The sequence below is a fragment of the Amycolatopsis sp. NPDC003731 genome (genome assembly GCF_053586895.1).
Map to the genome: position 1 here is coordinate 45,427 of NZ_JBSFNC010000024.1, position 21,144 is coordinate 66,570.

Annotated in this window: 16 protein-coding genes and 1 pseudogene; 13 read left to right on the forward strand and 4 right to left on the reverse strand. The window is 73.0% G+C overall.

The features are described from left to right. The first annotated feature begins 12 nt into the window (after positions 1-12). Positions 13-582, forward strand: coding sequence for a TetR family transcriptional regulator (locus ACWDN5_RS13030; RefSeq protein WP_449676429.1), 570 nt, complete (start codon positions 13-15; stop codon positions 580-582). Between the two features lie 21 nt (positions 583-603). On the opposite strand, the gene ACWDN5_RS13035 is transcribed toward ACWDN5_RS13030, so the two are convergent. Beyond that, on the reverse strand, positions 604-2,463 hold the full coding sequence (locus tag ACWDN5_RS13035; protein WP_449676430.1) for a penicillin acylase family protein: 1,860 nt from the start codon (positions 2,461-2,463) through the stop codon (positions 604-606). A 128-nt stretch (positions 2,464-2,591) separates the two neighbouring features. After that, positions 2,592-2,960 (reverse strand): annotated as a pseudogene (locus ACWDN5_RS13040) (penicillin acylase family protein); the annotation flags it as partial. Positions 2,961-3,084: 124 nt separating this feature from the next. On the opposite strand from ACWDN5_RS13040, the gene ACWDN5_RS13045 reads away from it, so the two are divergent. From ACWDN5_RS13045 to ACWDN5_RS13075, 7 genes are all read left to right on the forward strand, one after another. Continuing rightward, entirely contained in the window at positions 3,085-4,632 is a 1,548-nt protein-coding gene (locus tag ACWDN5_RS13045; RefSeq protein WP_449676431.1) for an alkaline phosphatase D family protein, read from the forward strand. A 58-nt stretch (positions 4,633-4,690) separates the two neighbouring features. After that, a complete protein-coding gene (gene ndk / locus ACWDN5_RS13050) occupies positions 4,691-5,101 on the forward strand; it encodes a nucleoside-diphosphate kinase (RefSeq protein WP_310972320.1) in 411 nt (136 codons plus the stop codon). Between the two features lie 57 nt (positions 5,102-5,158). Continuing rightward, positions 5,159-5,872 (forward strand): maleylpyruvate isomerase family mycothiol-dependent enzyme, encoded by a 714-nt coding sequence (locus ACWDN5_RS13055; protein ID WP_449676432.1) that lies wholly within the window; start codon positions 5,159-5,161, stop codon positions 5,870-5,872. A 105-nt stretch (positions 5,873-5,977) separates the two neighbouring features. After that, entirely contained in the window at positions 5,978-9,271 is a 3,294-nt protein-coding gene (locus ACWDN5_RS13060; protein WP_449676433.1) for a phosphodiester glycosidase family protein, read from the forward strand. Positions 9,272-9,301: 30 nt separating this feature from the next. Beyond that, on the forward strand, positions 9,302-10,258 hold the full coding sequence (locus ACWDN5_RS13065) for an ABC transporter ATP-binding protein (RefSeq protein ID WP_310972323.1): 957 nt from the start codon (positions 9,302-9,304) through the stop codon (positions 10,256-10,258). Continuing rightward, positions 10,258-11,061 (forward strand): ABC transporter permease, encoded by an 804-nt coding sequence (locus ACWDN5_RS13070; protein WP_310972325.1) that lies wholly within the window; start codon positions 10,258-10,260, stop codon positions 11,059-11,061. Before ACWDN5_RS13065 ends, ACWDN5_RS13070 begins: the two co-directional genes overlap by 1 nt. Continuing rightward, positions 11,062-11,883: an ABC transporter permease gene (locus tag ACWDN5_RS13075; protein ID WP_310972327.1), complete on the forward strand. Its 822-nt coding sequence runs from the start codon at positions 11,062-11,064 to the stop codon at positions 11,881-11,883. 32 nt (positions 11,884-11,915) lie between these two features. Here ACWDN5_RS13075 and ACWDN5_RS13080 read toward each other — a convergent pair whose 3' ends face one another. Then, on the reverse strand, positions 11,916-13,334 hold the full coding sequence (locus ACWDN5_RS13080; RefSeq protein WP_449676434.1) for a S8 family peptidase: 1,419 nt from the start codon (positions 13,332-13,334) through the stop codon (positions 11,916-11,918). A 539-nt stretch (positions 13,335-13,873) separates the two neighbouring features. Between ACWDN5_RS13080 and ACWDN5_RS13085 the strand changes: the two genes are divergently transcribed. The 5 genes from ACWDN5_RS13085 (at position 13,874) to proB (ending at position 20,236) form a co-directional block, all read left to right on the forward strand. After that, positions 13,874-16,789: a translation initiation factor IF-2 N-terminal domain-containing protein gene (locus ACWDN5_RS13085; RefSeq protein ID WP_449676435.1), complete on the forward strand. Its 2,916-nt coding sequence runs from the start codon at positions 13,874-13,876 to the stop codon at positions 16,787-16,789. 165 nt (positions 16,790-16,954) lie between these two features. Beyond that, positions 16,955-17,269: a 50S ribosomal protein L21 gene (gene rplU / locus ACWDN5_RS13090; protein ID WP_086678418.1), complete on the forward strand. Its 315-nt coding sequence runs from the start codon at positions 16,955-16,957 to the stop codon at positions 17,267-17,269. Positions 17,270-17,307: 38 nt separating this feature from the next. Continuing rightward, positions 17,308-17,565 (forward strand): 50S ribosomal protein L27, encoded by a 258-nt coding sequence (rpmA, locus tag ACWDN5_RS13095; protein WP_086846674.1) that lies wholly within the window; start codon positions 17,308-17,310, stop codon positions 17,563-17,565. A 107-nt stretch (positions 17,566-17,672) separates the two neighbouring features. Then, positions 17,673-19,130 (forward strand): GTPase ObgE, encoded by a 1,458-nt coding sequence (obgE, locus tag ACWDN5_RS13100; protein ID WP_310972333.1) that lies wholly within the window; start codon positions 17,673-17,675, stop codon positions 19,128-19,130. Next, the gene (gene proB, locus ACWDN5_RS13105) at positions 19,127-20,236 is read left to right on the forward strand and encodes a glutamate 5-kinase (protein WP_449676436.1); all 1,110 of its coding nucleotides are present in this window, start codon (positions 19,127-19,129) and stop codon (positions 20,234-20,236) included. The genes obgE and proB overlap by 4 nt, the downstream gene beginning before the upstream one ends. Positions 20,237-20,423: 187 nt before the next feature. On the opposite strand, the gene ACWDN5_RS13110 is transcribed toward proB, so the two are convergent. After that, on the reverse strand, positions 20,424-21,137 hold the full coding sequence (locus tag ACWDN5_RS13110) for an SDR family oxidoreductase (protein WP_310972335.1): 714 nt from the start codon (positions 21,135-21,137) through the stop codon (positions 20,424-20,426). Positions 21,138-21,144: the final 7 nt, after the last annotated feature.

The following is a 21,144-nucleotide window of genomic DNA, read 5'->3' on the forward strand; positions in this document are numbered from 1 at the left end:
TAAGCTGACGCGGTGCCCCGAAGCGGAGAAGAAGCGCGCCGCCGCCTCCAGCAGGCGGCCCTGGAGCTGTACGCGGAACGCGGCTTCGACCGGACCACGACGGCCGAGATCGCGGCGAGGGCGGGGGTCACCGAGCGCACGTTCTTCCGGCACTTCCCGGACAAGCGCGAAGTGTTGTTCGACGGAGAAGAAGCCCTGCGCGCGCAGCTGATCCAGTCGGTGGCCGACGCGCCCGAAGGGCTGCCGCCGCTCGAAGTCCTCCGCCGCGCCTTCCGCAAGGCCGGCCGGATCCTGGCGGCGAACCGCCCCTTCGCCGAACCCCGGCTGGCGGTCATCGCCGCGACCCCGGCGCTGCGGGAGCGCGACCTGGCCAAGGCCGCGGCGATGGCCGACGCCCTCGCCGAGGCGCTGCGCGATCGGGGTGTCGGCGACCGGCGGGCCGCGCTGGCCGCCCAGGTCGGCTGGGGCGCGTTCCACCTCGCGGCGGGCGCCTGGATCCGGGAGTCCGCCCGCAGCCTGGACGAACACCTCGACGAGGCATACGCGGACTTGCGGACACTGGCGGCGGAGACGGACGGCTGAACGTCCGCCTCCGCCGAGGAGTCAGTGCAGCACCACCACCCGCAGCGCCGGGGAGCGCAGGATGTCGGCCTCGCAGAACCGGCCCTTCACCCACTCGCCACGGCTGTACAACTTCGTCTGGTCACTGAAGTAGGGCGAGTTCGGGTTGGCCGACTGCGAGTACGTCAGCAACGTCGAGGAGTCCGGGCACCCGCGCCCGCTGAACCCGACCACCTGGATGTAGCTGGACCCGTGCGCGACCTCGGTGTTGCCGCGGGCCGGGTCCCACACCGTCGTCATCACGTTCAGCACGCCCAGGAAGCCCTGCGCGCCGTGGATCGGGATGCGGTCGCCGTTGCGGGTGACGGCTTGGCCGTCGCGCAGTCGCGTGTCCGGGGCCAAGCCCGCGGTGCGCAGCTCCACGAGGGCGTCACCGAACGCCTTCCGGACGTCCGCGTTGCCGACGTTGAGCGTGCGCGGCGTGGTCAGCGGTGCCTTCGGATCGAACGGCACGGAGAACCGGTCGACGTTGGCGAGCCGGGTGGCGAACCGTTGGAACAACAGGGAACCGCGGCTGTCCAACGAGTACGTGTGGTCCCAGTTGGCCAGTGCCGTGCACGCCGGCCCGACCGGGACCGGGCCGGACGACGACGGCGCCAGTCCGCCCGGGAACGACGCGCACAGCTTCGCCAGGTCCGCCGCCGCCAGGTCGGCGAACTGGCTGTGGTCGGCGAAGAGCATCTTCTTCATCGAGTCCGTGGTGAACTTGCTCGCTTCCGCCGTCAGCAGCGCTTCCCGGGTGCGCGGGGACCGCTCGGTGTCCTGGTCGCTGACGATCCGCGGGAACCCGGTGAGCGGCGCCCGGGCGTTCGCGAGCCACGCGCTGTCGTTGGCGTTCAGCTCGTAGTCCCGGCGCTGCTGCTGCGGCAACCGCGAAGGCGCGAAGATCCCCGGCTCCAGCGCGCCCGGGTCCGAACCCCACTGACAAGCCGACCGCGAACCGTCCAAAATGGCCAGTCCGTCGCCGGCCAGCGTTTGCCGGCCGGTCGGCGTGCTGCACTTCGCGGCCAGCTCGTCGGTGACGTGCGGGACGACCTGGATGTCGGCGTAGAGCGCGGTGCCCGCCCGGTCGGTGGCGATCGTGTTCACCCACGGCACACCCTGCGTGCTGCTCAACGCCCGGACGACGTCGGCCGTGCTGCGGGCCTGGTCGAGCTCGAACCACGTGTTCAGCCCGCGCATGTTGGTCGCGTTGGCGTCCCGCAGCGCGAACGCCGACTTCGCCGTCCACGGCATCGGGATCCCGCCGACGTCGTTCAGCACCGGGCCGTACCGCGTCGACCAGAACGTCTGCCGGACCGGCTTCACTGAGCCGTCGGCCTGGCGCACCTGGACCGCGACCTCGCGGGAGGTCATCTTCTCGGGCTTGCCGTCGACCACGTACGTCGTCGGGTCACCGGCCGCCAGCGGGACTTCGAACAGCCCGAACGTGACCGGAGTGGACACCGTGTGCGTCCAGGCCGCGTCCGCGGTGTGCCCGATCATGACGAACGGCATGCCGAGCAGGCTCGCCCCGGCCACGTCGACCCGGCCGGGGATGGTCAGCTGGCTCTGCCAGAACCGCCGTCCGTCGTGCCACGGGTAGTGCGGGTTGCCCAACAGCACGCTGCCCTTGCCCGCCGCCGTCCCGTCGGCGCCGATGGCGATGCCGTTGCTGCCCAGGCCACCCTTGCCGAGCCCGTCCCGCAGGCTCGCCGACAGCTGCGCAGGCGTGCCCGCGGCCGGCGACGGCGCACCGGACGGCGGCGCCGCGAACAACCCTTCGGTGACGAAGCCCAGGCCACCGGTGACGGCGATGGAGTAGAAGTGCCGGTAGAAGTCCTGCTCGGTGATCGGCCGCACCCACTCCGCGCCGCGGCAGGCCGGATCGGTGATCCCGGACCGGCCGGTGCGCGCCAGGTAGGCGTTGTCCCCTTGACGTAGCCCGAAACGATCTGCCGGACCTCGGGCCGCGGCCCCTGCGGCGCGGGCCGGGCGACCAGCCCGTCGACCACGCCGGAGTCGTTGAGCTGCTGGAAGAACAGGTCGCTGTGCAGGTTGTTCTTCGCCTCGGACAGCGATGGGTAGCCTTCGCCGTCCGGGCCGAAGTACCGCGACCGCTGCGCGCTCACCGTGACGTAGATCTTCGCGAGCTCGCAGACGTTGTCGGTCGCCGCCGCGTAGCCGTACCCGTAGCCGAGGCCCGCGAAGTCCTTGGCGACGATGTGCGGAATGCCGTGTTCGGTATAGCGCAGCACGGCTTTCGCGCTGTTCTCACCCGCGTTCGCGACCCCCGCGCCGAGTGTGGTGACCGAAAGCACCGCCGCGAAACCGGCGAGCGCCTTCCTGAAGAGTGCCATTCGTACCCCCTTGTCGTGATCACCAAGCTACCGACGGCGACGACGACCGGGTATGGGGGAAAACCCCAATGTTCGTTCATCCGCGCGCAAGCCGGCGTTGGCCGCGGCGGGATAGAAACCGCGCATGACCGAACACTCCCGCCGCACCCTCATCAAGGCCGGCCTGACCGGCGCCTCCGCGGTCGCCGCCGGCCTCGTCGTGCCGTCCACGGCCTTCGCCGCGACCCCGCTCGTCCGCCGCGACCGGCCGGTGCTCACCCACGGCGTCCAGTCCGGCGACGTCACGCCGGGCTCGGCCATCGTCTGGTCCCGCGCGGACCGGCCGTCGCGCCTGGTCGTCGAGATCGCGCGGGACCCGTCGTTCCGGCACGCCCGCCGCGTGCCCGGTCCGCTGGTGGGCCCGGACAGCGGCGGCACCGGCCGCGTGCGCGTCCCGGCGCTGGCGCCCGGCACCGAGTACCACTACCGCGTCACCGCCGAAGCCCTCGACGGGCGCGCCACGAGCGAGCCGCTGACCGGCCGGTTCGCCACCGCGCCGGTGGGCCGCCGCGACGCGCGCATCCTGTGGTCGGGCGACGTCGTCGGCCAGAACTGGGGCATCAACCCGGGCCTCGGCGGGATGACGATCTTCTCCGCGATGGCCGCCCGCTGCCCGGACCTGTTCCTGCACAGCGGCGACACGGTGTACTCCGACGGCCCGCTGACCGAGACCGTCACCCTCCCCGGCGGCCGGACCTGGCGCAACGTCGTCACGCCCGAGAAGTCGAAGGTCGCCGAGACCCTCGACGAATTCCGCGGCCAGCACGCCTACAACCGCCTCGACGACAACTTCAAGCGCTTCGCCGCGCAGGTGCCCGCGTACGTCCAGTGGGACGACCACGAGGTCCTGAACAACTGGTACCCGGGCAAGATCATCGACAACCCGGCCTACACCGAGAAGCGCGTCGACGTCCTCGCGCCGCGGGCGTACCAGGCGTTCCACGAGTGGCACCCGATCGACTCGCGCCGCGCCGTCGACGGCCGGGTCTACCGCAGCTTCAGCTACGGCTCCCGCGTCGAGATCTTCGTGCTGGACATGCGGACCTACCGCAACGCCAACACCGCGGACCAGACGAAGCCGGGCTACATCCTCGGTGACGCCCAGGCCCGCTGGCTCGCCGACGCGCTCGGCCGCAGCACGGCGACCTGGAAGGTCGTCCAGGCCGACATGCCGCTGGGCCTGGTCGTCCCGGACGGCGCCGACATCGAAGCCGTCGCGAACAACCTGCCGGGCGCGCCCGGCGGCCGCGAGACCGAGCTGGCCTGGGTGCTGCGGGAGATCCAGCGCCGCCGCGTCCGCAACGTCGTCTGGCTGACCGCCGACGTCCACTACACCGCGGCCCACCACTATTCACCCGACCGGGCGGCCTTCCAGGACTTCGATCCGTTCTGGGAGTTCGTGTCCGGCCCGCTGAACGCGGGAGCGTTCGGGCCGAACACCCTGGACCCGACGTTCGGCCCGCAGGCGGTCTTCGTGCACGCCCCGCCGACGGCGAACACGGCTCCGATCGACGGCTTCCAGCACTTCGGCGAGCTGAACGTCGACGGCGCGAGCGGCGACCTCACGGTCGACCTCCGGGACGCCACCGGGGCGTCGCTGTGGTCGAAGACACTGCACCCGCAAGGCCGTTGAGCAGGGTCGGCTAGGCTCGCCCGCACCGAAACACACCGCACCAAGGAGAAACACCGTCGTGACTGAACGCACGCTGGTCCTGGTCAAGCCCGATGGCGTCGCGCGCGGCCTCGTCGGCGAAGTCATCTCGCGGATCGAGCGCAAGGGCCTCAAGCTCGCCGCGCTCGAGCTGCGGACCGTTCCGCAGGCGCTGGCCGAGGAGCACTACGCCGAGCACAAGGAGCGTTCGTTCTTCGGCGACCTGCTGGAGTTCATCACTTCGGGCCCGCTGGTCGCGCTCGCCGTCGAGGGCCCCCGCGCCATCGCCGCGTTCCGCCAGCTGGCCGGCGGCACCGACCCGGTCGAGAAGGCCACCCCGGGCACCATCCGCGGCGACTTCGCGCTGGAGACCCAGTACAACTTGGTCCACGGCTCGGACTCGCCCGAGTCGGCCGAGCGCGAGCTGAAGCTCTGGTTCCCCGACCTGTGATCGCCTGAACCGGGGCCACGTCCGCGTGGCCCCGGTTTCCGCTTCGGAGCCCCCCCCATGACGACGATGCCCTTCCGGCCGCGCGACTACGTCCCGGTGCTGGCCGGGCTGACCGGCGGGTTCGCCGAGGCGCTGCGCACGGCCGACCCGGCCGCCGCGGTGTCCGACTGCGCCGGCTGGACCGTCGCCGACCTCGCGACGCACCTGGGCAACGTGCACCGCTGGGCCGCCACCGTCGTCCGCACCGGCGAGGTGCACCCGCAGGACTTCACCGCCGGCCCGGAAACCGACCTCGTGCCCTGGTACGCCGAAAGCGCGCGGCTCCTGCTCGGCGAGCTCGAGGCCGCCGACCCCGCGGACCCGTGCTGGCACTTCGGCGGCACCGGCAAGACGAAGGCGTTCTGGTTCCGCCGCCAGGTGCACGAAACCGCCGTCCACCTCGCCGATCTCGGCGGCGATCCCGCGCTCGACCCGGCCGTGGCCGCGGACGGCGTCGACGAGGTCTTCACGGCGATGCTGCCCCGCGTGACGCGCTGGCACGCCGTGCCCCGGCTGCCCGGGCCGGTCACCGTGCGCGCCACCGACACCGGTGACGTCTGGACCGTGCACCCCGGCGAGCCGCCCGCGCTGGGAGCGGCCGTTGCGGGCGGCGCGACCGTCGAGGCGCCCGCGCGTGCTCTGCTGCTGCGCCTGTGGAAACGCACCGGGCCGGACCCGCGCGCCACCGGCGCTGCCGCGGAGGCGCTCCTCACCGCACCGCTGACCCCGTGATGGTGTTCTAGACCATTCAGGCGGCGTTCACCGGGAAGTCTTCCGCCGGCCGTGCCGCTGCGCTGTGCTGGCCCGGATCGCTCTCACTCGATACTGGGGTACCCGGTGAAGAAGTCACGCATCCTGTTGCCGCTCGCTGCCCTGTTCGCGACGGCTTTCGCCGTCCCCGCGGACCGCCTCGAAGCGCCGCTCGGCCCGCCGCCGGTCGAGGCCGCGCCCGCCGGGTCGTCGGCCCACGAAGGTCCGAGCGCCTTCGCCGCCGCGGACCCCGACGACGGCCTGGTCACCGGCAGCGCGACCACCGAAGTCGCGCCCGGCCTGAACCTCACCCAGTTCGACCGGTTCGACCCGGCCGGCTGGATCCGCGGCGACACCCTCGCCGTCGACCTGGGCAGCAAGGTGCTCCGGCCGACGTACCTGAGCCCCGGCACGGTCTCCGCGCGCACGCCGCTGTCGCAGCAGGTCGCGCGGGCGGGCGCGGTGGCCGGCGTCAACGGCGACTTCTTCGACATCAGCGCCACCGGCGCGCCGATCGGTGTCGGCATCGACCGCGGGCAGCTGCAGACCGCACCCGCCGCCGGGCACAACCTCACCGCGTCGATCACCGACGAGGGCAAAGCCCAGCTCGCGTCGGTCTTCCTCGAAGCCACCGTGACGCTGCCCGGCGGCGCGGTGAAGGCGACCAACTTCAACAGCCCGGTCCTCGGCACCGACGCGATCGGCGTCTACACGCCGTTGTGGGGTGCTTCCGGGCGCGCGACCTCGGTGGCGGGGGCGTCCCGGGTGCGGGAAGCCGAACTCCGCGATGGCGTGGTCACCGCCGTGCGCGAGCAGCCGGCGCCCGGCCCGATCGCGGCGGGGACGACGGTGCTGCTGGCCCGCGAAGCCGGGGCCGACGCGCTCGCCGCGCTGCAGCCGGGGGACGCGGTCGGCGTCACCTACGTCCCGCGCTCGGACGCCGGGAAGATCGCGGTCGCCGTGGGCGGCAACGAAGTCCTCCTCCGCGACGGCGTCGTCCAGCCGGTCGACGACGTCGCCATGCACCCGCGGACCGCGGTCGGCTTCTCCGCCGACGGCCGGAAGCTGTGGCTGGCCACCGTGGACGGACGGCAGGCCGACAGCCGCGGGATGACCGAGCTCGAACTCGCGCGGCACATGAAGAGCCTCGGTGCCGACGACGCGATCAACCTCGACGGCGGCGGGTCGTCGACGCTCCTCGCGCGCAACGAGGGCGAAGCGGCGCCGAGCGTCCGGAATTCGCCGTCCGACGGCGGGGAACGCCTGGTGCCCAACGGGATCGGCTTCGCGACCGTGCCGGGCAGCGGCCGGCTCACCGGCTTCGCCCCGGCGCCCGCCGTGGCGGCGGACGGCGCGAACCGCGTGCTGGCGGGCCTGAGCAGGCACCTGGTCGCCGACGGCCACGACGAAACGGGCGCCGCGGTGGCCGCCGAGCCGCGCTGGAGCACGTCGGATCCCCGGCGGGCGACCGTGACGCGCGGGGTCGTCACCGGGCACGACGCGGGGGCTGTCGACGTCGTCGCGCGGTCCGGGCGCGCGTCCGGGAAGACGGCGCTTTCGGTGCTGGGCCGGCCGGTCCGGCTCGGCACGAGCACCGAGCAGGTCGCGCTGTCGGGCGCGGGCGCGCGGAGCACGTTCAAGGTCTACGGCTACGACGCCGACGGCTACGGCACCTGGCTGGAGCCCGACGACGTCAAGCTCGACTACGACAACTCGGTGGTGCGGGTCGAGCCCTCCGGGGACGGCTACGCGGTGACCGCGCTGACGTCCTCCGGCGCTTCGGCGATCACGGCGTCCGCGGCCGGTCTGACCACGCACCTGGCCGCGTCGGTCGGCACCGTGGCCCAGGTGGCGTCGCCGCTGGACGGCCCGGCGGGCTGGGCGGCCACGGTGTTCCCGGCGGTCGTCGGCGCGGCGCTGTCCGCGGCACCCGGCCGCGACGGCGGCGCCGGTCTCGCGCTGGACTACCGGCTGACCGGCACGACCGCGACGCGCGCGGCCTACGTGACGCCGTCGTCGCCGCCGGCGGTGCCACCGGGCACGCAGAAGATCGGGCTGTGGGTCGACGGCGACGGCAAGGGTGCGTGGCTGCGGGCCGAACTGCGCGACGCCGCGAACGTGGCGTCCATTGTGGATCTTTCGCTGAGCGTCGACTGGACGGGCTGGAAGTACGTCACCGCCACGATCCCGGCCGGGCTCCCCGCGGGCCAGCGCCTGGCGCGCTTCTACGCCGTCGAGAACGTGCCGGACCAGCAGTACGAAGGCCGGCTGGTGTTCGACGACCTGACCTTCGAGGTGGCGCCGACGACGGCCGTACCCGCCGATCCCGCCCCGCACGACCCCGCGCTGGTCACCGACGGCGTCCTGACCGGCGGCCTGCGGGTCGCGGTGGTCAGCGACGCCCAGTTCACCGCGGACGACCCGGCGGGGCCGCTGGTCGCCCAGGCCCGCCGGGCGCTGCGCGAAGCCGTCGCGGCGAAACCGGACCTGGTGCTGATCAACGGAGACTTCGTCGACCGCGGCACGGCACCGGACTTCGTGCTGGCCCGGCAAGTGATCGCCGAGGAGCTCGGCGAGCTGGTGCCCTGGTACTACGTGCCGGGCAACCACGAGGCCGAAGGCGGCAACGGCCTCGCGAACTTCCAGGCGGCCTTCGGCGCGACGCACCAGGTCGTCGACGTCCGCGGCATCCGGCTGGTGCTGCTCGATTCTTCGCGCGGCTCGCTGCGGGCCGGCGGGTTCGACCAGGTCCGGATGCTGCGGTCGGCGCTCGACTCCGCGGCGCGCGACCGGTCGGTCCGCGGGGTCGTCGTCGCCATGCACCACCCGGTGAAGGACCCGAGCCCGACCGGGAACTCGCAGCTGGGCGACCGGAAGGAGGCCACCCTGCTGACCCAGTGGCTGACCGGGTTCGAGCAGGCTTCCGGCAAGCCGGCCGCCGCGGTGGCCTCGCACGCCGGCGTGTTCTCGCTGTCGCGGGTCGACGGGGTGCCGTACCTGGTCAACGGCAATTCGGGCAAGGCGCCCGCGGCCGCGCCGGGCGACGGCGGGTTCGTCGGCTGGACGCTGCTGCGCGTGGACCCGGCCGACCGCGCCGAGCCGGTGTGGTTCGAGACGCGCCCGAACGTCGACGCCCTTTCGCTGACCGGGCCGTCGTCGATGGCCCGCGGCGAACGCGCGGTCGTCCGGGCTTCGGTGCGGCAGGGGACGCGGGACATGCCGGTGTCCTACCCGGTGAGCGCGGACTGGCAGGTCGGCCGGGGCGTCGTCGCGTTCGACCCGGCTTCGGGCGTCCTGACCGCGTTGCGGCCGGGTGTCGCACGGCTGTCCGTGCAGGTCAACGGCGTCTCGCAGACGCTGGTGGTGACCGTCCGGGGCTAATCCGTTCGGTTTTTGTCGGTGGTCGGTCCTATGGTGCGAAGCGTGGACGATGCGGAGGACCGGGAACCGGCACTGGTGCAGGCCAAGGCACTGGTGAAGCGCTTCGGCGAGTTCGAAGCCGTGCGCGGGATCGACGTCGAGGTGCGGCGCGGGGAGGCGTTCGGCTTCCTCGGCCCGAACGGCGCGGGCAAGTCGTCGACCATGCGGATGATCGCCTGCGTGTCACCCCGCACGGACGGCGAGCTCCGCGTGCTCGGCCTCGACCCGGAGGTGGCCGGGCCGCGGATCCGCGCGCGCCTCGGCGTGGTGCCGCAGCAGGACAACCTGGACGTCGAGCTGACGGTCCGGGAGAACCTGCTGGTCTACGGCCGCTACTTCGGCCTGTCGCGCGCGGCGGCGCGGGAAAAGGCCGCGGAACTGCTGGAGTTCGCGCAGCTCACGGACCGCGCCGGCGACAAGGTCGACCCGCTGTCGGGCGGCATGAAGCGGCGGTTGACGATCGCCCGCTCGCTGGTCAACGACCCGGAGCTGCTGCTGCTCGACGAGCCGACGACGGGCCTCGACCCGCAGGCCCGCCACCTGCTGTGGGATCGGCTGTTCCGGCTCAAGGCCCAGGGCACGACGCTGATCGTGACGACGCACTACATGGACGAAGCCGAGCAGCTGTGCGACAGGCTGGTGGTGATGGACCACGGCCGCATCGCCGCGGAGGGCTCGCCGGCCGACCTGATCCGGCGGTATTCGACCCGCGAGGTCGTCGAGCTGCGGTTCGCGTCGGGGGAGCAGGTGTCGGCGGCCCAGCAGGTGGAGGGCCTGGCGGAGCGCGTGGAGGTGCTGCCGGACCGAGTCCTGCTGTACAGCGACGACGGCGAGGACGCGTTGGAGCGAGCGCATTCCCGTGGCGTGCGGCCGCTGTCGAGCCTGGTGCGCCGCAGTTCGCTGGAGGACGTCTTCCTCCGGCTCACCGGCCGGACCCTGGTGGACTGATGGCGACGATCTCGACCGGCCGGGTGGTCGGCAAGTGGCACGGCGCCTGGCTGCAGGTCGAGGGGCGCTGGACGTGGTACCGCCGGCACTGGCTGTCCACTTTGTACTCCACCGGCCTGCAGCCGGTGCTCTTCCTGGCCGCCATGGGGCTCGGCTTCGGCTCGCAGGTGCGGCCGGGCGAGGTCACCGGCGGCCTGTCGTACCTGCAGTACATCGCCCCGGCGCTGCTGGCCGCCGGGGCCGCGCAGCAGGCGTTCGGCGAGTCGAGCTACCCGGTGCTGTCCGGGTTCAAGTGGCAGAAGGAATACCTGGCCGTCACGGCCACCCCGGTGTCACCGGGCCAGGTGTTCGGCGGGCACCTGATCTGGTCGGCCCTGCGCCTGACGCTGGCGGGCGCGATCTACGCGTTCGTCGCGCTCTTCTTCGGCGCCTGGACCGGGCCGGGGGTGCTGCTGGTGGTCCTGGCCGGCACGGTCACCGGGCTCGCCTGCACCGCGCCGATGGCCGCGCTCGCCGCCCGGACCTACGACGAGGGCCAGCGCTTCGGGCTGATCTTCCGGTTCGTCGTGATGCCGATGACGTTGTTCTCCGGCACGTTCTTCCCGATCTCCCAGCTGCCGGGCGCGATCCGCTGGGTGGCCTGGCTCTCCCCGCTGTGGCACGGCACGCAGCTGGCCCGCGGCGTCGGCATCGGCGGCGTCGGCGGCTGGGCGATGCTCGGTCACCTCGCCGTGCTGGCGGCGTTGTTCGCGGCCGGGTGGGTGCTCGCGCACCGGGCCTTCTACCGGAGGCTGGTGGTCTGAATGACGGCCGTCGAAACCCGCGCCGGGTTGCTGCTGCGCATCCTGCCGCCGGGGCTGTACGCGGGCCGCGCCCGCATGCTCGTCGAACGCTCGGTGATGGTCTACCGCGGCAACTGGCTGATCTTCCTGTCCGGCGCGGTCGAGCCGTTCCTCTACCTGCTGGCGTTCCAGCTGGGCTTCGGCAAGCTGGTCACCGAGGTGACGGGCCCCGGCGGGCACCCGATGAGCTACGTCGCGTTCGTGGCGCCGGCGCTGCTGGCGACGTCGGCGATGAACGGCGCCGTCTTCGAATCGACGTACAACCTGTTCTTCAAGCTGCGCTACGCCAAGCTGTACGACGCGATGCTGGCGACCCCGATCGGCCCGCTGGACGTGGCACTGGGCGAGATCGGCTGGGCGATCACGCGCGGCGGCATCTACGCGGTGGCCTTCCTCGCCATCGCGGCGGCGATGGGCCTGCTGGCCTCGTGGTGGGCCCTGCTGATGGTCCCGGCCGCGCTCCTGGTGGGCCTGGCGTTCTCGGCGATCGGCATGGCGCTGGTGACGTTCCTGCGCTCGACGGCCCAGTTCGACTACATCCAGCTCGGCCTGACCCCGATGTTCCTCTTCGCGACGACGTTCTACCCGCTGTCGGTGTACTCCGAGCCGCTGCAGTGGGTGATCCGCTGCCTCCCGCTCTACCACGCGATCGAGCTGATGCGCGGCCTGGCGACGGGCCTGTTGTCCGGCAGCATGCTGATCAACCTGGCCTACCTGCTGGCCCTGGGCGCGATCGGCCTCTGGGCCTCGACCCGCCGCATCGCCAAACTCCTCCTGACCTGAGGTGCGGCCCGCCCGATCACCGCCGGGCAGCGTCACCGAGCCTGGTCAGGCTGCCCACCCGGCGCGGCAGCGGGAGCCGGAACACGCACCATGCCGTGCCCGTAGAACCCGTTGTACCCCTCGTACCCGGCGCAGTACGCGTCCTGAAGCCCGTCCCCGGTCAGGTCGTAGTCGGCCGGGCACGGCATCGGCATCGCCTGCGCCTCCATCGTCCGCCGCAGCTGGCGGGGGCCGGCCTCCTCCGATGCGGACGCCAGCAGCGCCAGCACCCCGGTCACGTGCGGTGCCGCCATCGACGTCCCGCACAGCGGCGCGTATCCGCCCGGCACCGTCGACAGCACGCACTCGCCCTTCTCGCCGCCCGGCGCGGTGACGTCGATCACGCCCAGCCCGTACGAGCTGTACCCCGCCTTCACCCGGTCCGCGCCGACGGCCGACACCGCGACGACGTCCCGCAGCCCGGCCGGCAGGGCTTCGCACCCGCTGCTCGCGCCCCGCGCCCCCGACCGCGCCGACGGCGTCAGGTCGACGGCCTCGTTCGTCGCCGCCGCCACGTTCAACGTCCCCGCCGACGTGCTGTACTCCACCGCCCGGGCCAGCACCTCGTGCACGACTTCACGGTCGTTGCCGCGGATGCACGACAGCGACCACGGGTTGACGAAGAAGCTGCTGTTCGTCACCCGCATGTGCCGCGCGGCCGCCCACATCAGCCCGCACACCGCGGCCTCCGGGGCGGCGTACCCGCGGTCGTCGATCACCTTCACCGACGCCACTCGCACCCCGGGCGCCACACCCGTCACGCCGCGCCCGTCGTCGGCCGCCGCGATGATCCCCGCCACGTGCGTCCCGTGCACCGACGTCGTCGGCTCCCACGCCGACGGCGACCGGTCGGGCGCGCCCGTCAGGCAGCCGGCGGAGTCGTCGCGGTCGATGGCGTCGCCCAGGTCCGGGTGGTCCGGGTCGATCCCGGAGTCGAGCACCCCGACGACGACGTCCCGGCGGCCCGCGAAGTCGGCCGGCGCCCCGATCATCCGCATGTCCCACTGCTGCCCGCTCAGGTCGGCGCCGGGGACGCGCGCCGGGTCGGTGGCCGGCAGCGCGGCCCGCGCGGGCTGCGGCTTGACTTCGGCGGCGCGCTGCGCGGCCAGCCGCTCGGCCTGCGCGCTGAACGCCCGGTCGAGCCCGATCCGCCCGCCGAAACCCGGGTCGCCGGAGGTGGCGACGGCGACCGCGATCTGCGGGTAGTACACGGTGGTGGCTCCGCAGGCGCGGTCGATTTCCGACCGGGCCGCGGCCTCGGAGGTGCCGCGGTCGAAGGCGACGACGTAGCGGAGGGCCCGGCCGTGGGCGCAGCCGGACTCGGCGGCCGCCGCCGGACCGGCGGTGACGCATCCCGAAAGCACCATGACGGTGCACACGGCCGCTCGCAGCGGCCGCGCCAGCAGGGACACCGGACCTCCCACCGGATGCAGGAACCGCGGGTGCCGGCGCGCGAGATCCCGGTCACCCCGAGCCGCACCGTAGCCACACGGCGCCCGGCGGACAAGCGCTCGGGCGAAGTTCCCCCGGCCGTGGGCCGGTACGGCACGCCCGGGTGCCTGCGGGAGGTACCGAGTACACCGGAGTGGTCACCCGGTGTGGGATACTCGGGGTGGCCGCTGGGCCGCGGGGCGCACGTGAGAGGTGCTGCCTGCGGCGTTGTGGCCCGGTGATGTGCATGAACAGCGTGACGCGCGTCGCCGCCCGCGAACCGGGCGGCTGGACGACGTGGCAGGCGGCCCGGGGGCCGCGCAAGCCTGGCCAAGCACGCCGCCGAGCAGACCTTTGGCCGGGTTGCGCCCCACCGGAAGCGGTGGTGCGGCGCCCGGTTGTCGGGCAAGGATTCCCGCCGCTGGTGACCACCACGGCGGAACGAACAGAAAGGGGCCCCTGCGCGGCCGCGTCCCTGCCGGTGCGAACCGGCAGACGCGCCCGGGGGCGGAGGAGACACATGTCGAACGCGGAAACACCCGCCGAGCACACCGGCGGGAATCCCGCCACACCCGCGGGCGGCCCGCTGGCCGACCTGCCCGCCCGGATCCGGGTGCACGCGCTGGCCAAGCTGCTCGAGTCGCACAGCCGGGACGTCCTCGCGAAGCTCGCCGAGCTGGGCGAAAGCGTGCGCAGCGCGCAGTCGAGCGTGACCAGGGAAGTGGCGCTCAAGGTGGCCGAGGCCTTCGCGCCCGGTGAGACCGGCGAGACCGGTGAGACGGAAGACACGGCGGCCGAGCCCGTCGCGCCGGCCCAGCCCGCCGAGACCCGCCCGCCGGTGCCCGAGGTGCCGGTCGCCGAGGCCGAGAAGCCGCGGCCGCGCCAGAAGACCCGCGCGCACCTGCCGGTGTTCGCCGCACCGTCGCCGGTCTTCCTGCCGCCGGAGCCGGCCGAGCCCGCCGCCAAGCCGGCCCGCAAGCCGGCCGACCCGTTCGCGGAGCCGCCGTCGCGCCCCGAGCCCGAGGTGGCCGAGGAAGAGACCGAAGACACCACGCCGGGCACCGACACCGGCGCCGATGAGGACGGCGAGGACGCCGGCAGCCGCCGTCGCCGCCGCCGGGGCCGTCGCGGCCGTGGCCGTGGCAAGGGCGCCGAGGGCGGCGACGAGACCGCCGAAACCGAGGACGACCAGGCCGAGGAGCAGCCGCGCCGCAAGGCTCGCAACGGCGACGAAAAGCCCGAAGCGGACACCGAAGAGGCCGAGGACGCCGCCGAGTCGTCTGCGGACGCCGAGAGCGACGCGGACGAGGGTGAAGGCGGCAGCCGCCGTCGGCGTCGTCGCCGTCGCCGCAAGGGCTCGGACGGCGAAGACGCCGCCGAGAGCACCGACGACCCGCCCAACACCGTCACCCACGTCCGGCAGGCGAAGGCCGAGCAGCCCGAGCGCCCGGCGCGCGACGAGGTGCGCAGCGTCCGCGGGTCGACCCGGCTGGAAGCCAAGCGCCAGCGCCGCCGCGACGGCCGCGAGGCGGGCCGCCGCCGCGCCCCGATCCTGTCCGAGGCCGAGTTCCTGGCCCGCCGGGAGTCGGTCGAGCGCACGATGGTCGTCGCCGAGCACGGCGACTCCACCCAGATCGCGGTGCTCGAGGACGGCGTCCTCGTCGAGCACTTCGTGACGCAGTCGGGCTCCGGCTCGATCGTCGGCAACGTCTACCTCGGCCGCGTCCAGAACGTGCTGCCGAGCATGGAAGCCGCGTTCATCGACATCGGCCGCGGCCGCAACGCCGTGCTCTACGCCGGCGAGGTCGACTGGGACGCCGCCGGCCTGGAGGGCAAGGCCCGCAAGATCGAGCAGGCGCTCTCCACCGGCGACTCCGTGCTGGTCCAGGTGACCAAGGACCCGGTCGGGCACAAGGGCGCCCGGCTGACCACGCAGATCTCGCTGCCCGGCCGCTTCCTCGTGTACGTCCCCGCGGGCGGCGCCACCGGCATCTCCCGCAAGCTGCCGGAGAACGAGCGCCGCCGGCTCAAGGACATCCTCAAGCGGATCGTCCCGGAGGACGCGGGCGTCATCATCCGCACCGCCTCCGAGGGCATCGGCGAGGAGGAGCTGGGCCGCGACGTCGACCGCCTGAAGGCGCAGTGGGACGTCATCAAGGAGAAGGCCGCCGCCGGTTCCGGCAAGAAGGGCGGCGCGCCGACCATGCTCTACGAAGAGCCGGACCTGCTGGTCAAGGTCGTGCGTGACCTCTTCACCGAGGACTTCACCAAGCTGGAGATCCAGGGCAACCGGTCCTGGGAGACGATCAACGGCTACGTCAGCCACGTCGCCCCGGAGCTCACCGAGCGCCTCAAGCGCTACACCGGCACCGGCAGCGCGTTCGCCGACCACCGGATCGACGAGCAGATCACCAAGGCGCTCGACCGCAAGGTCTGGCTGCCGAGCGGCGGTTACCTGGTCATCGACCGCACCGAGGCGATGACCGTGATCGACGTCAACACCGGCAAGTTCACCGGTTCGGGTGGCAACCTCGAGGAGACGGTGACCCGCAACAACCTGGAGTCGGCGGAGGAGATCGTCCGCCAGCTCCGGCTGCGGGACATCGGCGGCATCATCGTCATCGACTTCATCGACATGGTGCTCGAGTCCAACCGCGAGCTGGTGCTGCGCCGCCTCACCGAGTGCCTCGGCCGCGACCGCACGCGCCACCAGGTCGCCGAGGTCACGTCGCTCGGCCTGGTGCAGATGACGCGCAAGAAGATCGGCACCGGCCTGCTGGAGGCGTTCTCGACGCCGTGCGAGCACTGCAAGGGCCGGGGCGTGCTCGTCTCGACCGAGGTGCAGCGCACGAGCGGCGGCTCTGCGCAGTCCCACGGCGGCGGCAACGGCAACGGTGGCGGCAACGGCGGCGGCGGGGAGAAGAGCTCCCGCCGGTCGCGGGGCCGCGGCAAGGGCGAGGAGGCCGCCAAGGAGCAGGCCGAAGCCGCCAAGGCCGAGGTCCACGCCGTCCCGACGCCGGAGCAGCGGGAGTCGATCGCGTCCGCGGTGGCGGCGATGGCGAACGCGTCGAAGGCCGCCAAGGAGCACGACCACGGCGCGCTGAACGGCAACGGGCCCGTCCCGGAGCCGGCCAGGGAGGTCGCGGACGTCCCGGCGACCACGGAGGCCGACGAGACGCCGGTGGCGGCCGAGCCGCCCGCCGAGCCCGCCCAGGAGGTCGCCGGCACCCCGGTGACCACCGAGGCCGACGAGGTCCCGGTGCCGCAGGAGCAGGAACCCGATGTCGAGCGGTCTTCGGCGCCGGAACCGGCCGAAGAGCCGGTCACCGACGTCAGCGTGCCCGAACCGGCCGTGCGCTCCACCCGGCGCCGTCCGCGCCGGGCGGCGTCGCGGCCGGCGGGCCCGCCGGTGCACGCCTCCGACCAGAGCAAGTGAACAACTAGGGGGACCCCGGTGGTAACGCACCGGGGCACCCCACGTAACCTGTAGTACGGCCTGCCACCAGAGCAGGTCGCCTGCGCGAGTCCAGGACCGCCGTTCCATCAGGTGGGCCGATCGCGCGGAGCCCCCACCCATTGTCGAGTAATGCAGGAGACTTCCGTGTCGGCGTACGCGATCGTCAAGACCGGCGGCAAGCAGTACAAGGTGGCCGTCGGCGACGTCGTCGAGGTCGAGAAGCTCGAGGGCGAGCCGGGCACCGAGCACATCCTCCCCGCCGTTTTGTACGTCGACGGTGGCGAGGTCACCACGGACGCCGACGCGCTGGCGAAGGTCTCGGTCACCGGCAAGGTCGTCGAGCAGACCAAGGGTCCGAAGATCCGGATCCACAAGTTCAAGAACAAGACGGGCTACCACAAGCGCCAGGGTCACCGGCAGAAGCTGACCCGCGTCGAGGTCACCGCCATCTCCCTGTAAGGGTTTCTCCGGATCTTCGTAAGAAAGAGGACTGAGCTATGGCTCACAAGAAGGGTGCATCCAGCTCCCGCAACGGTCGTGACTCGAACGCGCAGCGCCTCGGCGTCAAGCGCTTCGGCGGCCAGGAGGTCAACGCGGGCGAGATCCTCATCCGCCAGCGCGGCACCAAGTTCCACCCCGGCGTGAACGTCGGCCGTGGCGGCGACGACACGCTGTTCGCCCTGGCCGCCGGCGCGGTCCAGTTCGGCGAGAAGCGTGGCCGCAAGACGGTCAACATCGTGCCGTCGGAAGCCTGATTCGGCTTCTGTCTAGACCTCTGACGAGGGGTGGGGCCGGAATATCCGGTGCCACCCCTCGTTTGTTTTGTTCGTACCCCGTTCGTTGAGTGAAGTGAGGCAGAGTCATGGCGTCCCGGTTCGTGGACCGCGCGGTCATCCACCTGACCGCCGGTGACGGGGGCAACGGCTGTGCCTCGGTGCACCGCGAGAAGTTCAAGCCCCTCGGCGGCCCCGACGGCGGCAACGGCGGCAACGGCGGCGACGTCCTGCTGGTCGTCGACCCCAACGTGCACACCCTGCTCGACTTCCACTTCCGCCCGCACGCCAAGGCCGGCAACGGCAAGATGGGCCAGGGCAGCAACCGCGCCGGCGCGGCGGGGGAGACGCTGGTGATGAAGGTGCCCTCCGGCACCGTCGTGTTCACCGAGGACGGCGAGATGGTCGCCGACCTGATCGGCCCGGGCACCACATTCGTCGCCGCCCAGGGCGGGCGCGGCGGGCTCGGCAACGCGGCCCTCGCGTCGAAGGCCCGCAAGGCCCCCGGGTTCGCCCTGCTGGGCGAGCCGGGCGAGGCCCGCAGCCTGACGCTGGAGCTGCGCTCGGTCGCCGACGTCGGCCTCCTCGGGTTCCCGTCCGCCGGCAAGTCGTCGCTGATCTCGGTGCTGTCCGCGGCCAAGCCGAAGATCGCCGACTACCCGTTCACCACGCTGGTGCCGAACCTCGGCGTCATCACCGGCGGCGACACGGTGTTCACGATGGCCGACGTGCCCGGCCTCATCCCCGGCGCGTCCGAGGGCAAGGGCCTGGGCCTGGACTTCCTCCGCCACATCGAGCGGTGCGCGGTGCTGGTGCACGTCGTCGACTGCGCGACCCTCGAGCCGGGCCGCGACCCGCTGTCCGATGTGGACGCGCTGGAGGCGGAGCTGGCCAAGTACACGCCGAGCCTCGGCGGGAAGCTCGAAGAACGTCCGCGCGTGGTCGTCCTGAACAAGATCGACGTCCCGGAGGCGGCCGAGCTCGCCGAGTTCGTGCGCCCGGACTTCGAAGCCCGCGGTCTCCAGGTGTTCGAGGTCTCGACGGCCTCGCGCAAGGGCTTGCGCGAGCTGACGTTCGCCTTGGCCGCCATCGTCGAGAAGTACCGCGAGGCGCAGCCGGTGCTGGAGCCGGAGAAGATCGTCCTGCGGCCGCTCGCCGTCGACGACTCCGGCTTCACCGTCGAGGTCGACCCGGAGGAAGAGGGCGCGTTCATCATCCGTGGCGCCCGTCCGGAGCGGTGGATCCGCCAGACCGACTTCGGCAACGACGAGGCGGTCGGCTACCTCGCCGACCGGCTCAACCGCCTCGGCGTCGAGGACGAGCTGGCCAAGCTCGGCGCGCGGCCGGGGAGCCCGGTCACGATCGGCGACGTCCAGTTCGAGTGGGAGCCGTCGACGCCTTCGGTGGCGGTCCACCTGTCCGGGCGCGGCACCGACGTCCGGCTGGAGCGCACCGACCGCGTCGGCGCGGCCGAGCGCAAGGAAGCCCGCCGGGTGCGGCGGGCCGGCTCGGACTCGGAGGACGACGAGCTGGACCTCGACGCGTGAGCGGCACTCGCGAGGCCATCGCTGCGGCGCGGCGCCTGGTCGTCAAGGTCGGCTCGTCGGCGCTGACGACGGCCGGCAGCGGGCTCGACGTGGCCCGGCTGGACGCGCTGGTCGACGCGATCGCCGAGCGCGTCGCGCGGGAAGCCCAGATCGTCCTGGTGTCCTCGGGCGCGATCGGCGCCGGCCTCGCCCCGCTTTCCCTGGGCAAGCGGCCCCGCGACTTGGCGACCCAGCAGGCGGCGGCGAGCGTGGGGCAGCTGCAGCTGGCGCACGCATACGCCGAGTCGTTCGGCCGGTATTCGCTGACGGTCGGCCAGGTGCTGCTGACGTCCGATGACGTCGTCCGCCGTTCCCACTACCGCAACGCACAGCGCACGTTCTCGCGGCTGCTGGCGTTGGGCGCGGTCCCGGTGGTCAACGAGAACGACACGGTGGCGACCGAGGAAATCCGCTTCGGCGACAACGACCGCCTGGCGGCCCTGGTGGCCCACCTGATCGGCGCCGACGCGCTGATCTTGCTGTCCGATGTGGACGGCCTGTACGACGGAGATCCCCGCGGCGGCGCGACCCGCAAGCTGACCGAGGTGCTCTCGGAGTCCGATGTGGACGGAATCTCGGTCGGCATGTCCAGCTCGGGCCTGGGAACGGGCGGCATGGTCTCCAAGCTCGCGGCGGCCCGGACGGCGGCGGGAGCGGGCATTCCGGTCCTGCTGGCGGCGGCTTCGGAGGCCTCGGCGGCGTTGACATCGGCGTCCCCGGGCACGGCGTTCGCCCCGGCGGACACCCGCCTGTCGGCCCGCCGCTTCTGGCTGGGCTACGCGGCGGACACGACGGGCAAGCTCCGCCTCGACGACGGCGCGGTGACGGCGGTGGTCCGCCGCCGCCGCTCCCTGCTGGCGGCGGGCATCACGGGCGTGGACGGCGAATTCCAGGCCGGCGACGTGGTCGACCTGGTCGACGCGAAGGACCGCCCGGTGGCCCGCGGAGTGGTCGCCTTCGACGCCACGGAACTCCCGGACCTGATCGGCCGGTCGACCCCGGAGCTGCCGGAGGAGCAGCGGCGAGAGGTCGTCCACGCCGACGACCTGGTCCCGCTGCGCCGCTAGAAGCCGCCCCCGCCGGCTCCATCGCCAACGAGACCGCCACCCCGACCGCGCGGCGCCGGCTCCAGCGGCCCCGCGCGGCCGATCGCGCGGCGCTGGCGAGTCCCCGCCGCCCCGCGCTCGCGGTCCCGTCGCCCACCCCTCCACGCGCGGTCCTCGCCCTACCCGGCGCCTTCACCGAAAAGCGCCATCACCCGAGCGAGACCAGCCGGGCACCGCCGTCGGCTTCCAGCACCGTTCCGGTCAGATTCCGGTTCGTCGCCGCCAGCGTCACCACCTCCGCCACGTCGTCCGCCGTCGCCACGCGCCGTGCCGGGATCGAAGCCGCCGTCTGCGCGAAGAACCCCTCCCGCACCTCCGCCGGGAATCCGCTCCACCACGCCGTGTCCACCACCCCCGGCGAAACCGCGTTCACCCGCCGCGGCGCCAGTTCCACCGCCAGCGGCTTGACCAGCGCTTCGATCGCCGCGTTCAGGGCGCCGATCCCGGCCGTGCCCGCCATGGCCGCGCGAGCCGTGATCGCGCTCAGCAGCGTGATCGACCCGTCCGCGGCCAGGTGTGGCAGCACCGCCTGGACCGTGGTCAGGTGCGCCCAGAACTTCGCGTCGAACGCCCGCCGCAGCATCGCCAGGTCCAGCGCCTCGATCGGCCCCATGCCCTCCACGCCGGACAGGCTCACCACCAACACGTCGACCGTCCCCAGCGACGAGGCCAGTGCGCCCATCGCCGTGGCGTCGCCGCCGTCCGCCTGGTGCCCGGTCAGCGACGGGTCACTCGCGGCCACGTCGTCCAAGCGCTCCTTCCCCCGTCCGGTGACGTGGACGGTGTACCCCCGTTCGTGCAGCCGCCGCGCGGTCGCCAGGCCGATGCCCGAAGTGCCGCCGGCGACGAGTGCGATGCTCATGCTTGTT